At 55.7% G+C, this 14,130-nt stretch carries 9 protein-coding genes; 3 read left to right on the forward strand and 6 right to left on the reverse strand.

What is annotated here, in order from left to right:
- The first annotated feature begins 158 nt into the window (after window positions 1-158).
- Window positions 159-4,061, forward strand: coding sequence for an ATP-dependent RNA helicase HrpA (gene hrpA, locus N1249_RS10590; RefSeq protein WP_259837585.1), 3,903 nt, complete (start codon window positions 159-161; stop codon window positions 4,059-4,061).
- Between the two features lie 70 nt (window positions 4,062-4,131).
- On the opposite strand, the gene N1249_RS10595 is transcribed toward hrpA, so the two are convergent.
- The 5 genes from N1249_RS10595 to N1249_RS10615 form a co-directional block, all read right to left on the reverse strand.
- Window positions 4,132-4,791: an O-methyltransferase gene (locus N1249_RS10595; RefSeq protein ID WP_259837587.1), complete on the reverse strand. Its 660-nt coding sequence runs from the start codon at window positions 4,789-4,791 to the stop codon at window positions 4,132-4,134.
- Between the two features lie 86 nt (window positions 4,792-4,877).
- A complete protein-coding gene (locus tag N1249_RS10600) occupies window positions 4,878-6,257 on the reverse strand; it encodes an efflux transporter outer membrane subunit (RefSeq protein WP_259837589.1) in 1,380 nt (459 codons plus the stop codon).
- Window positions 6,254-7,336, reverse strand: coding sequence for an HlyD family secretion protein (locus tag N1249_RS10605; protein WP_259837591.1), 1,083 nt, complete (start codon window positions 7,334-7,336; stop codon window positions 6,254-6,256). Before N1249_RS10605 ends, N1249_RS10600 begins: the two co-directional genes overlap by 4 nt.
- Before the next feature lie 33 nt (window positions 7,337-7,369).
- A complete protein-coding gene (locus N1249_RS10610; RefSeq protein ID WP_409193165.1) occupies window positions 7,370-9,022 on the reverse strand; it encodes an MFS transporter in 1,653 nt (550 codons plus the stop codon).
- Window positions 9,023-9,181: 159 nt separating this feature from the next.
- Window positions 9,182-10,501, reverse strand: a complete 1,320-nt coding sequence (locus tag N1249_RS10615; protein ID WP_259837593.1) for an MFS transporter — start codon at window positions 10,499-10,501, stop codon at window positions 9,182-9,184.
- Between the two features lie 390 nt (window positions 10,502-10,891).
- Between N1249_RS10615 and N1249_RS10620 the strand changes: the two genes are divergently transcribed.
- Window positions 10,892-11,695, forward strand: a complete 804-nt coding sequence (locus tag N1249_RS10620) for a YdcF family protein (protein ID WP_259837595.1) — start codon at window positions 10,892-10,894, stop codon at window positions 11,693-11,695.
- A gap of 198 nt (window positions 11,696-11,893) precedes the next feature.
- Window positions 11,894-13,333: an aldehyde dehydrogenase gene (aldA, locus tag N1249_RS10625; RefSeq protein WP_259837598.1), complete on the forward strand. Its 1,440-nt coding sequence runs from the start codon at window positions 11,894-11,896 to the stop codon at window positions 13,331-13,333.
- 52 nt (window positions 13,334-13,385) lie between these two features.
- Here aldA and N1249_RS10630 read toward each other — a convergent pair whose 3' ends face one another.
- Entirely contained in the window at window positions 13,386-14,048 is a 663-nt protein-coding gene (locus tag N1249_RS10630; protein ID WP_259837600.1) for a DUF1120 domain-containing protein, read from the reverse strand.
- Window positions 14,049-14,130 lie beyond the last annotated feature (82 nt).

Below are 14,130 nucleotides of genomic sequence, written 5' to 3' on the forward strand. Positions count from 1 at the left end.
TTGTTGACACTCTATTCACAATCCTGTCGCAGGGATAGCGCAATATATCGAATCCTATGTTCGAATTTTTTGAATAAGGCGACCAAAGCTGTGATGTGGTAATCTATACCAATCATTAAAAAGAGATTTTACCAGGCAGAGCTCTGCCCGTTAACGCTATGACAGAACAACAAAAATTATCCTTCCCGATGCTCCTGCAACAGCTCGATTCCCTGATGCTGCGGGACAAACAGCGTTTTGCCCGCCGTCTGCATGGCGTGAAGAAGGTTAAAAATCCTGATGCACAACAGGCCATTTACCAGGAGATGGCGCAAGAGATTGAACAGGCGGCAGGGAAAGTTGTGCTGCGCGAAGCCGCACGCCCGGCGATCACCTATCCGGAAAACCTGCCGGTCAGCCAGAAGAAACAGGACATCCTCAACGCCGTACGCGACCACCAGGTGGTGATCGTGGCGGGGGAAACGGGGTCCGGGAAAACCACGCAGCTGCCTAAAATTTGTATGGAGCTGGGGCGCGGGGTGAAAGGGCTGATTGGCCATACGCAGCCGCGTCGTCTGGCGGCGCGTACCGTGGCGAACCGTATTGCCGAAGAGCTGCAAACGGAGCCAGGCGGTTGCATTGGTTACAAGGTGCGATTCAGCGATCACGTCAGCGATAACACCATGGTCAAGCTGATGACCGACGGTATTCTGCTGGCGGAAATCCAGCAGGATCGCCTGCTGATGCAGTACGACACCATCATCATCGATGAAGCGCACGAACGCAGCCTGAATATCGACTTCCTGCTCGGTTATCTGAAAGAGCTACTGCCGCGCCGCCCGGATCTGAAAATCATCATTACGTCCGCGACCATCGACCCGGAACGTTTCTCGAAGCATTTCAACAATGCGCCGATTATCGAAGTTTCTGGCCGTACCTTCCCGGTGGAAGTGCGTTATCGCCCGATTGTTGAAGAGGCGGACGATACCGAACGCGACCAGTTGCAGGCTATTTTCGATGCCGTCGATGAGCTGGGGAACGAAAGCGCGGGCGATATCCTGATCTTTATGAGCGGCGAGCGCGAAATCCGTGATACCGCCGACGCGCTAAGCAAGCGTGACCTGCGCCACACCGAGATCCTGCCGCTGTATGCCCGTCTTTCGAACAGCGAGCAAAACCGCGTATTCCAGGCGCACAGCGGGCGTCGTATCGTGCTGGCAACCAACGTGGCGGAAACGTCACTGACCGTGCCGGGCATTAAATACGTTATCGACCCGGGTACGGCGCGTATCAGCCGCTACAGCTACCGCACCAAAGTGCAGCGCCTGCCGATTGAACCGGTTTCCCAGGCCTCTGCGAATCAGCGAAAAGGGCGTTGCGGCCGTGTATCGGAAGGGATCTGTATTCGTCTGTACTCTGAAGACGATTTCCTCTCGCGCCCGGAGTTTACCGACCCGGAGATCCTGCGAACCAATCTGGCGTCCGTCATTCTGCAAATGACCGCGTTAGGGCTGGGCGAAATTGCCGCGTTCCCGTTTGTGGAAGCGCCGGATAAACGCAACATTCAGGACGGCGTGCGCCTGCTGGAAGAGTTAGGCGCCATCACCACAGACGAGCAGGCCACGGCGTATAAACTGACCCCGCAGGGGCGTCAGCTCAGCCAGTTGCCGGTTGACCCGCGCCTGGCGCGTATGGTGCTGGAAGCGCAAAAACATGGCTGCGTGCGCGAGGCGATGATCATCACCTCGGCGCTTTCCATTCAGGATCCGCGCGAGCGTCCGATGGATAAACAGCAGGCATCCGATGAGAAACACCGCCGTTTCCACGACAAAGAGTCTGATTTCCTTGCTTTTGTGAACCTGTGGAACTATCTGGGCGAGCAACAGAAAGCACTGTCGTCTAATCAGTTCCGTCGTCAGTGCCGGGTTGATTTCCTTAACTATCTGCGCGTGCGAGAGTGGCAGGATATCTACACCCAGCTGCGCCAGGTAGTGAAAGAGCTGGGTATCCCGGTGAACAGCGAGCCGGCTGAGTACCGCGAAATTCATATTTCACTGCTGACGGGCCTGCTGTCCCATATCGGGATGAAAGACACTGATAAGCAGGAGTTTACCGGTGCGCGTAACGCCCGTTTCTCCATCTTCCCGGGCTCGGGTTTATTCAAAAAACCGCCGAAGTGGACCATGGTGGCCGAACTGGTGGAAACCAGCCGTCTGTGGGGGCGTATTGCTGCCCGCATCGACCCTGAATGGGTTGAGCCGGTTGCTCAGCATCTGCTGAAGCGCTCCTACAGTGAACCGCACTGGGAACGCGCGCAGGGCGCGGTCATGGCGACCGAAAAAGTGACCGTTTACGGCCTGCCTGTGGTGGCGGCGCGTAAGGTTAACTACAGCCAGATTGATCCGGCTCTGTGCCGCGAGCTGTTTATTCGTCATGCGCTGGTCGAAGGCGACTGGCAGACGCGCCACGCGTTCTTCCGTGACAACCTGAAACTGCGCGCTGAAGTGGAAGAGCTTGAGCACAAATCCCGCCGCCGCGACATTCTGGTGGATGACGATGCGTTGTTCGAATTTTATGACCAGCGCATCAGCCATGATGTGATTTCTGCGCGCCACTTCGACAGCTGGTGGAAGAAAGCCAGTAAAGAGACGCCAGACCTGCTCAACTTTGAAAAGAGCATGTTGATCAAAGAAGGGGCGGAGTCGGTCAGCAAGCTTGACTACCCGAACTTCTGGCATCAGGGCAACCTGAAGCTGCGTCTGACCTATCAGTTCGAGCCTGGGGCAGACGCCGATGGGGTCACGGTACACATCCCGCTGCCGCTGTTAAACCAGGTGGATGAAAGTGGTTTTGAGTGGCAAATCCCCGGCCTGCGTCGTGAGCTGGTGATTGCCCTGATTAAGTCGCTGCCAAAACCGGTGCGCCGTAACTTTGTCCCGGCGCCAAACTATGCCGAAGCCTTTTTGGGCCGCGTCACGCCGCTGGAACTGCCGCTGCTGGAGTCGCTGGAACGTGAATTCCGGCGTATGACCGGCACGACCATCGACCGCGACGACTGGAACTGGGATCAGGTGCCCGATCACCTGAAAATCAGCTTCCGCGTGGTGGACGATAAAAATAAAAAGCTCCAGGAAGGGCGTTCCCTGACGGAGCTGAAAGATGCGCTCAAAGGTAAGGTGCAGGAAACCCTGTCTGCCGTGGCGGATGACGGTATCGAACAGAGCGGGCTGCATATCTGGAGCTTTGGTCAACTGCCGGAAAGCTACGAGCAGAAACGCGGAAACTACAAGGTGAAAGCCTGGCCTGCGCTGGTGGATGAACGTGACAGTGTCGCGATTAAGCTGTTTGATAATCCGCTGGAGCAGCAGCAGATGATGTGGCGCGGTTTACGCCGCCTGCTACTGTTGAACATTCCGTCGCCGATTAAGTATCTGCACGAAAAACTGCCGAACAAAGCCAAGCTGGGGCTCTACTTTAACCCGTACGGGAAAGTGCTGGATCTGATTGACGACTGCATCTCCTGCGGCGTGGACAAGCTTATCGACGAGGCGGGCGGCCCGGTGTGGACGGAAGAGGCGTTTGCGAAGCTGCACGATAAAGTGCGTGCAGAGCTGAACGACACCGTGGTCGATATCGCCAGGCAGGTAGAGCAAATCCTGACGGCCGTGTTCAATATCAACAAACGCCTGAAAGGGCGCGTGGATATGACCATGGCGCTGGGGCTGTCGGACGTAAAAGCCCAGATGGCGGGGCTGGTGTACCGTGGCTTTGTCACCGGCAACGGCTTTAAGCGTCTGGGAGACACGCTGCGCTATCTGCTTGCGATTGAAAAACGCCTTGAGAAGCTGGCCGTGGATCCGCATCGCGATCGCGCGCAAATGCTGAAAGTGGAAAGCGTGCAGCAGGCCTGGCAGCAGTGGCTCAACAAACTGCCGCCAGCCCGCCGTGACGATGAAGACGTTCAGGCGATCCGCTGGATGATTGAGGAGCTGCGCGTCAGCTTCTTCGCGCAGCAACTGGGGACGCCGTATCCAATTTCGGATAAGCGTATTTTGCAGGCGATGGAGCAGATTTCCGCTTAAAACCCTTGCCCGGTTTTCTCCCTCTCCCTGTGGGAGAGGGCCGGGGTGAGGGCATCAGGCCGCACAATTTTCACCCGTTCACCATCGCCAGCGTAAATCCATCCCACCCCTTAACCCCCACCGTTTGCAACGCGGTGGCGGTTAAACGCGGGTTATCCCCAATCATCTCAATAAACCGCCGCACGCCCTGTACACGCGCGTCGTCGCTTTGCCCGTTAATCACTTCGCCGTCGCGTACCACGTTATCGCCGATAATCAACGTACCCGGGCGGGAATAGTGCAGCGCCCACTCCAGATAACCCGGGTTATTTGGCTTGTCGGCATCAATAAAGATCAGATCAAACGGCAGAACATCACCCAGCTTTTCAAGTGATGTCAGCGCTGGGCCTTCAATCAAGGTGATGCGCGTGTCCAGACCTGCCAGATGAATATTCCGTCGGGCGACATCGGCATGGGTCGGGTCTGCTTCCAGGGTGATGAGTTGCCCGTCTGCTGGCAGGGCGCGCGCCATCCAGATTGAACTGTATGCACCCAGAGTGCCGATTTCCAGAACACGCCTCGCCTGCGTCATACGGACAAACAGCGCCAGAAGTTGTCCCTGATTGGCGGCGACATCATGTTCCGGTAGCCCGGCGCGTTTATTGTTTTCAAGTACCTGCTGAAGCACGTCATCCTGAGGTATAAGACAAGAAATCATGAAATTATCTACGGCAGACCACTGTTGTTGCATAGATTGACTCCTGAGGGTAATTGCCGGCTGGCCCGGCCTACGGGCGAAATGTAGGCCCGGTAAGCGCAGCGCCACCGGGCAGGTTTTCAGGCACTGGACCACCCGCCGCCCAGCGCTTTATACAAATCTATCTGCGCCAGCAGCAGGTTATTTTTCACCTGCACTACACTCGTTTGTACCGAGAACAGCGTTCGCTGGGCATCCAGCACATCCAGATAGGAAGAATAGCCGTTGTTGTAGCGGTTTTGCGCAATTCGTAAGGTTTCCTGCGCCACATCCTGCTGCGCCTGAAGCTCTGTCAGCTGTTCCTGATAGCGCGTAATGGCATCCAGACTGTCATTCACCTCGCGAAAGGCGTTACGCACCGTCTGTTCATATCCGTACAGCGCCTGGTTGCGCTGCGACTGGGAAATATCAACCTGGGCATTCAGCGCCTGGCGGTTAAGGATAGGGGCCAGAATACTGCCGCCCACGCTCCAGAGTTGCAGCGGGTTATCCAGCAGGCCGGGCAAGGTACGATCCTGCACCGATCCGCTGGCGGTCAGGTTGATCGACGGCAGCAGACTGGCGCGGGATGCTGCAAGCGTGGCATCGGAAGCAAGGAGCTGTCGTTCTGCCTGCACAATATCCGGGCGGCGGTTGAGCAGCGTCGAAGGCAGTTGTGAGGGCAAATGCAGTGGCGTAAGAGATTCAAAATTCTCGCTGCGCGCCACGCTGCCGGGGTTGCCGCCAAGCAACAGGCTCAGGGCGTTTTCCTGCTGTGCAATCTGGTGCTGCAAAAGTGGAACCTGCGCCCGCGTCGAGCGTAATTCCGAATCAGACTGCATCAGCTCGAGGCGTGAGCTGTAGCCCGCCTGATATTGCCGGGTTGCCAGATTAAAGGCTTGTTCACGGGATTTCAGCGTGGCTTGCGTGACGCGAAGCTGCTCATCAAGAGACAACAGAGTGACATAACCCGACGCCACCGAAGACGCCACGGTCAGGTCGGCTGCGGCCGCCGCCGCTTTTTGTGCTTCAAGGGTGGCTTCAGCCGCTCTGGCGGTACTGCGATTCACTCCCCAGAGATCCACATCATAACTGGCGGTAAGGCTGCCTTTGTACAACGTGCTGTAGATGGGCAGCCCGGTCGCGGCAGATTGCGAACGCGCCCGCGCACCGGTGACTCCGGCATCCAGCGATGGGAACAGGCTGCCGTCGGCTGCGTAGACGCGCGCCTGATATTCGTTAATACGCTCGCGGGCAATCAATACGTCACTGTTATTCTTCAGCGCTTCATCCACATAGCGGTTCAGATGACTGTCGTGAAAGTTGCGCCACCAGAGCTGCTCCGCCGGGCTGGCAGGCCCTGCATCAGCACGCCACTGCGCAGGGATATGCAGTGACGATTTGGCAGGGGCAACATCTACGGACTGGCAGCCTGCCAGCAGTAAAGCCAGCAGTAAACCGGCAATCGGGCGAAGCGTCATTGTTTCGCCTCCCGGGTGTCGATGGTCACCTGCACGGACATCCCTGGGCGTAACAACGCCGACTCTTCAGGTTTGCCGAGGACTTCGATGCGTACCGGGATGCGCTGGGCAATCTTCACAAAGTTACCCGTGGCGTTATCCGGGGTGATGGCGCTAAATTCAACACCCGTAGCCGGAGAGATGCTCTCCACACGGCCTTCATAGGCCTTGTCGTTCAAGGCATCGACGGTGAATTTCACCGATTGCCCCACACGAAGATTTGCCAGCTGCGTCTCTTTGATATTGGCAATTACCCAGTGCTGTGGCGGAACCAGCGTAGTGAGGTGCGTGCCAGCGGTGACATACGCCCCCAGGCGCACGGCGATTTGCCCAAGCTGCCCGTCGCGCGGGGCGACGATGCGGGTGTTTTGCAGGTCGATTTGCGCAAGCTCAAGGGCGGCTTTGGCGTTCTCGACATCGGCTTCCAGCGAACCGCGATTGACGATTACCGTCTGCAAATCCTGGCGCGACATCTCAAGCGTGGCTTTTGCCTGGTCGATATCTGCACTGCCCTGTGCAGCGCTCGCCAGCGCGGCATCGCGTTCACGAATGGAGAGCGAGCCGTCTGCCGTTAAATCCTTCACGCGCTTTAAATCCGCCTGGGTCTTCAGACTCTGGGCGCGGGCATTTTTCAGCGCTGCATCGTTACGTGCAATCACCGCCTCAGCGCTTTTACGCTGTTGCAGGTTGTTATTCAGCGCGGCAATTTTCATTGCCAGTTGCGCCTGCGCCTGATGCACGCGCTGGCGATAAATGCGGTCATCAATTTGCAACAGCAGGTCGCCTTTTTTGACCTGCACAAAATCCTGCACCTTTACTTCGGTGATATAGCCGTTCACCTGCGGGCTGATAAAGGTTGTCTGGCCGCGCACGTAGGCGTTATCGGTAAACTGCGAGCTGCGCGTAAACGGCGGCAACTGCCAGGCATACAGGATCACCAGAACCCCGACAATGCCGATGGCCGCTGCGGTAAAAACAGAAACAATGCGCACATTTTTGCGGGTATTCGCCTGCCCGGTGGCGGCATCCTGCTGACTCATAACATCTCCAGAAACATCATTTGTTTATCTCAATTATTTGTTACCAGTGGCTTTTTTCAATGCCATACGGGCGGTTATGCGCAGGCGCAACAAGCGCCATAAAATCCACACCAGCGTGGCGGCGGCAATGCTCGCCGTCAGCAGGTAAGTGTCGTTGTAGGCCAGAATGTTTGCCTCAAGGCTGGTGACCGTCTGAAGCTGGGTAATCGCCTGGGTGCCCAGCAAGGCGCTGTCGCCGATTTGGCTCTGGTACAGCTGGCTGTAGGCCTGAATACGGTCGTTGACCAGCGGGTTAAGCGTGGTGAGCTGGTCGGCAAGCAGGCTGGAGTGATACTTCTCGCGCCAGGTCTGGAAGGTCCCCAGAATGGCGGAGCCTAACAGGCCGCCGATGTTCTGGCTCATGCCGAACAGTACGGAAAAACTGACCAGGTTGCGCGGGTCGGCAATCACGCCGCCAATCCCCGCCAGCATCGCCGGTGCCAGGAAAAACGCGCTGCCAAAGCCCAAAAGGAACTGGCTCAGCATAAGCTGATCCGGGCGGGTCAGGTCAGTGGACTGGCTGTCCAGTAAAGACGCGACAATCATCAGCACCAGCGAGGTGATAATCGGCCAGGGAAGCTTTGTGGGTTTGATGGTCATACAGCTGGCGGCAATCCCACATCCGATCCCGGCAAAGATGGACCATGCCAGATGCGTCATCTGTTCATTCTGCAAACCAACGTACTGGAGCCAGCCAATCACCCCGGTGTTCTGTTCTGCCAGCACAATACGGATCAGCAGCATAATCAGCCCCAGGCGAACAATACTGCCGCTCGAGAGCCAGCGGGTGTTGAGCAAAGGGTTGGTGCGGTTATGTTCGAAAACGACAGCCGACACGACAAGTACCAGTGACAACGCCAGTGACCAGCCGATCCATGGCGCTTCAAACCACCAGTCAAGGCGGCCTAAAGAGAGCACCGCGCACAGCAGCGCCATCCCCGGCGCAAGCAGGATAAAGGTAATAAAATCTTTCTTCTCAAAGACCTTTTTGCGATCGCCTGGCGGGAGTTTCAGCGCCATCACGCAGGCCAGGGATACCAGCGCCAGGCCAAGCTCGAAGAAATAGAGCCCTCGCCACTCATCCAGCTGTAGCAGCTCGGTAGAGAAGAGGCGGGCAATCGGGATGGCGAGTGACGAGCCGGTGATGCCGATGGTCAGCGCTTTCAGGCGATGCTTCGCGGGCCAGGCCTGGATCTGATAGTAAATCCCCAGAGAGCTGAGCGCGGCGGCCACCATGCCGTGCGCGGCGCGTACCATTAGCGCAGAACTGAGGTCGTTCACAAACAGATGGAAAAAGGTCACCAGCACATACAGCACCAGAAACCCTTCGGTAAACGCCCGCAGACCGTACTGCTGGCGAAATTTCACCAGCAGAAGGTTGATGGAAACGTTGGTCATGACGTACACGGCAGGCAGCCAGGCGATTTCGGTCGACCAGGCGGCAAATGTACCTTGTAAGTTCTGCAGGTTGGCGGTGACAACCGCATTTCCCAGAGCCCCGGTCAAACAGACCAGTAAACCGACAACGCCATAAGCAATACGCCGGGGCGTGCTGTGGATCGGCGTAGAGGGTGAACCCAGCAGGGCGGGTTTCTCGTGTGGCTGCCACTCGCGAGGAGCATAAGGATCGCGTTGAGGCAGGCGCATAACGTCGTTTACCTTTGGAAAAGTTGAATAGTTAGTGGGCTAATGATTCTACGTCTGACGCAAATCATAATTCAAGTGAATATGATTATCGTATGTTAATCATTTGTTGAGGGGGCGGGTAAGGAATAAGAGCGGCCCGCGAGTGGGGCCGCCTGAGGATCACATCTCGTTAGGTTGCGCCCGGATAGCCGGGCCACGTTTCACGCGACTGGCGCAGAAGATGGCAATCAACGAAATCACCACGGTGATGGCCAGATACCAGGCCACTGGCACCCAGTCGCCATCGTATTTCGCCAGCAGGCCGGTGGCGATCAGCGGGGCAGTACCGCCCGCCAGCGCAGCGCCTAACTGATAACCTAGCGTGATACCTGTGTAGCGAACGTTAGCGCTGAAAATTTCAGAACACAGCGTGCCCAGTACGGCGGTGACCGGTGCCCACAGCACGCCAAAGGCGATAACCGTGGCCGTCACAATGCCCCAGGTTGTGCCGGTGTTGAGCAACATAAACCACGGCACGATAAACAAGCCGAGGATAAAGACGCTCACCGCATACATCCGCTGACGACCAATTTTGTCAGACAACAGCCCCATCAGCGGGATCATGATGGTTGCCACCAGCGCGCCCAGCGTGACCGCCTCCAGCGCCTGAGATTTCTGGAAGGTCAGGGTGGTGGTGGCATAGCTGACCACGAAGGTGGAGAAAATATAGAACGGCGCCGTTTCGACAACCTTCAGCCCGGCGGCAATCAGCACTTCGCGCCAGTGGTGTTTCAGTGTCTCGCGCAGCGGTGCTTTGGCAACCTGGCCCGACTTTTTCACCTTTTTAAAATCAGGCGTTTCATCGATATCTTTACGGATCCACAGGCCAATCAGCACCAGCACGGAGCTTAACAGGAACGGAATACGCCAGCCCCAGGAGAGGAAATCCTCTTCGCTGAACAGCGTCATCAGCGACACAATAAAGGTCGCCATCAGCATCCCGATGGTCACGCCCGCCTGCGGAATACTGCCGAAGAAACCTTTGCGTTTTTCCGGTGCATATTCGTAAGCCAGTAACAGCGCGCCACCCCATTCGCCGCCAATCCCCATCCCCTGAATAATACGCATCAGGATAAGCAGAGCAGGCGCCCACATGCCAATCATCTCGTAGGTCGGCAGCAAACCTATCATGACGGTTGCACCCCCCATGAGCGACAGGGTTAACACCAGTGTTTTTTTACGCCCGATACGGTCCCCGATGTGGGCGAAGATAACTCCGCCAATAGGGCGGATGAAAAAGGTTAATGAGAATGAAAGGTAGGAAAGAATCAATCCAATGACCGGGTCGACCATCGGGAAGAAGATCTTGTTAAACACCAGTGCGGCTGCTGTGCCGTAGAGAAAATAGTCAAACCATTCAATGGCACTGCCGGTGAGGCTCGCGATTAAGACTTTTTTGTTTTTTCGTAATACTGTCGTCGTACTTTCATGTTGTGTCATGACTACTAACCCCGCCACGTAGATGATGAAAGAGGTGTCACCTGGTGCGCTTCAGGTGCAACCTGCAGAAAGTAAAAGGTTGTGAAATTGTTAAGCAACTTAGGGTTGGATGTTGAATTTGGCAAGCGGTGAGGGGCAGATACTGGTCAGATCACGGTGAAATAAGCAGCGCCTGGTGCTTTTATTGGCGGCATGGCTGGTATGATCTTTTGTATGCATTGCCATTAAAAGCATAAAATGCAGGTGCAACCCGCCGATTTTTGGATGTTTCTGGTTATTTCAGAAAGATGACAAATTGAGCGGGTTTTGTGTCCCGGCTTTCAGAGTGCTCCTCTGTTTTGTCAGGAAAAAACCACTACCCTGAACAGAAAAGCGCTTAAGGAGTACACAATGAACCGGGCGATCTTTCCGTGCTTACCGGACGACACACTGGCTGCCGTCAATACTGTGGGTGAATGGCTGGCGCAGGATGATGTAAAAGCAGGCATAGCTGCGCAGAACATTGATTTTGTGGTGCTGGCGGGCAATGCGGTGATCCCGACCATTGATGCGGCCTGTCGGATTGCGGCAGCGCAAAACGTCCCGCTGCTGATTAGCGGTGGGATCGGCCATTCCACGTCGTTTTTGTATGCCGAAATTGCCCATCACCCTCGCTACCACGCTATTGCCACCACGGGCAGGGCGGAAGCCAGCATCCTCGCGGATGTGGCGCGCCAGTTCTGGCAGATCCCGCCGGAACATATCCGGGTTGACGATCAGTCAACGAACTGTGGCGAGAATGCACGCTTTAGCTGGAATATGATGAAGCAACAACTCCCTCAGGCGGAGCATGTGCTGGTGGTTCAGGATCCGACCATGCAACGACGCACCATGGCGACCTTCGCCCGTGTCTGCCGCGATGAACCGGTATCACCGCAGTGGATTAGCCACCCGGGGTTAATCCCGCAGCTGCAAAACAGCGACAAGGGGCTGATATTTTGCGGTGGCGGCGAAGGTGTCTGGCCTGTCGATCGTTATCTTTCGCTGGTGCTGGGGGAGCTGCCGCGCCTGTTTGATGATGCCAGCGGGTATGGCCCTGCGGGGCGCGACTTTATCGCGCACGTTGATTTCCCAGATGCGGTACTCCGGGCATGGGAGATTTTACGCCGCGATACCATTCTGACCGACGCCCTGACCAGCCGCTCACTTATCTAGCCTGCTGCCCGTTTGCGCAGGGTTTTCCGCAAACGGGCAATTTATGTTGCCAATTTGTAATTATAAAAGTCTGCTGACGCGATTCTTTTATGAGATATCTCACAAAAACAGCGCGATAGGGTAGGAATGCTGCCCTGTGATTGTAGTTTTTAACAATAAATTTACTTGTCAAAAACAGTGTAATTACAGGAGCAGGTCATGACAGTACCCGTACAACATCCGATGTATATTGATGGTCAGTTTGTTGCCTGGCAGGGTGATGCCTGGATTGATGTGATCAACCCGGCAACCGAAGAGGTCATTTCCCGTATTCCCGATGGTCGCGCTGAAGACGCGCGGAAAGCTATCGAAGCCGCCGACCGCGCCCAGGCCGACTGGGAAGCGCTTCCAGCGATCCAGCGTGCCAACTGGCTGCGAAAAATTTCGGCCGGTATTCGCGAGCGTGCCAGTGAAATCAGCGCCTTAATTGTGGCCGAAGGCGGGAAAATTCAGCAGCTGGCTGAGGTTGAGGTGGCATTTACTGCCGACTATATCGACTACATGGCCGAGTGGGCGCGTCGCTACGAAGGGGAAATCATCCAGAGCGACAGGCCTGGCGAAAATATCCTGGTCTTCAAACGCGCGCTTGGCGTGACCACCGGCATTCTGCCGTGGAACTTCCCGTTTTTCCTGATTGCCCGCAAGCTTGCGCCCGCGCTGCTGACCGGCAACACGATCGTTATCAAGCCGAGCGAGTTCACCCCGAATAACGCCATTGCTTTTGCCAAAATTGTGGATGAAATCGGCCTGCCGAAAGGGGTATTTAACCTCGTGCTGGGGCGCGGTGAAACCGTGGGTCAGGAGCTGGCGGGCAACCCGAAAGTGGCGATGGTGAGCATGACGGGCAGCGTCGGCGCCGGTGAGAAAATCATGGCTGCCGCCGCGAAAAACATCACTAAGGTTGGCCTGGAGTTGGGCGGTAAAGCGCCGGCTATCGTGATGGACGATGCGAACCTTGAGCTGGCGGTGAAGGCGATTGTGGATTCGCGCGTGATCAACACCGGGCAGGTTTGTAACTGTGCCGAGCGTGTTTATGTGCAGAAGGGCATTTACGACCGCTTTGTGAACCGTCTGGGTGAGGCGATGAAAGCCGTGCAGTTTGGCAACCCGGCCGAACGCAATGATATTGCGATGGGCCCGCTGATTAACGCCGCCGCGCTTGAACGCGTAGAGCAAAAAGTGGCACGTGCGGTGCAGGAAGGGGCAAAAGTGGTGCTCGGCGGTAAAGCGGTTGAGGGCAAAGGCTATTACTACCCGCCAACGCTGCTGCTGGATGTCCGTCAGGAGATGTCCATCATGCACGAAGAAACCTTCGGCCCGGTGCTGCCTGTGGTGGTGTTCGACACCCTGGAAGAGGCGCTGAAAATGGCCAACGACAGCGATTACGGTTTGACGTCTTCTGTTTATACGCAGGATCTGAACGTGGCGATGAAGGCCATCAAAGGGCTGAAGTTTGGCGAAACTTATATCAACCGCGAAAACTTCGAAGCGATGCAGGGCTTCCACGCGGGCTGGCGTAAGTCCGGGATTGGCGGGGCTGACGGGAAACATGGTCTGAACGAATATCTGCAAACTCAGGTGGTTTATTTGCAGTCGTAATAATAACGGGCCAGCGTGAACCGCTGGCCCGTTATACACTAAACAGGAATTATTACAGATACACCAGTGTCATGGTGGCCTGACCGTCCAGCGCGGTATCGTCAGTAATGGCCAGAGCGGTGGTATCGCGAATCGTCAGGTTGGTGACAAAGTTAAAGTTAGCCGTGGTGAGGGCAATAGGAACCTCGGTACCGGTTGCAGCAAAGGAGATAGTGGAAAATGCATCGCTACGTGGAATCCCAGTTTTACGCCATTTTTCTGTCCCCCAGTCGTGGTTATTGGCAATAGCATCTGCCGTATTGCCGTCTGCCGTGACATCCGTCATCCACATACCGTAGTCGCCAATTTTTACACCTTCTGTCGTGTTACCCACGCCATAGGTGTAATACTTAACGGTCTGGTTAGTATTACCGCCAATATCAACCGGGAGCTGCGCATTGCTGTCTCCGCGATTATCAAGAATGGTAAAGCCTACCTTTGTTGGTGCGGTACAGGTAATGGTAACCGGCACCTGTTTTTGACCAATCTTGTTGTTTTGCGTTGCGGATAATTCGCCAAGACGAATATACCCATAATCGATAACCCCCCCATTGCCGATAGACGGCGAGCACGCTGAATTCGTCAGTGTTCCCTGTACTTTCAATACAGCGGTAGGCTCTGCGAAAGCGGAAGCACTGGCCAGTGCAATTAAAGAAACCAAAATAGCTTTTTTCATTGTCGTTCCTTAACAATATAAATACGATTTTTTATCATGACAGGCCTGATTATCTGTCTTGGCTCTATATTATTTTGGATTA

Source organism: Enterobacter sp. CP102, from assembly GCF_025152625.1.
Classification (GTDB): domain Bacteria; phylum Pseudomonadota; class Gammaproteobacteria; order Enterobacterales; family Enterobacteriaceae; genus Enterobacter; species Enterobacter soli.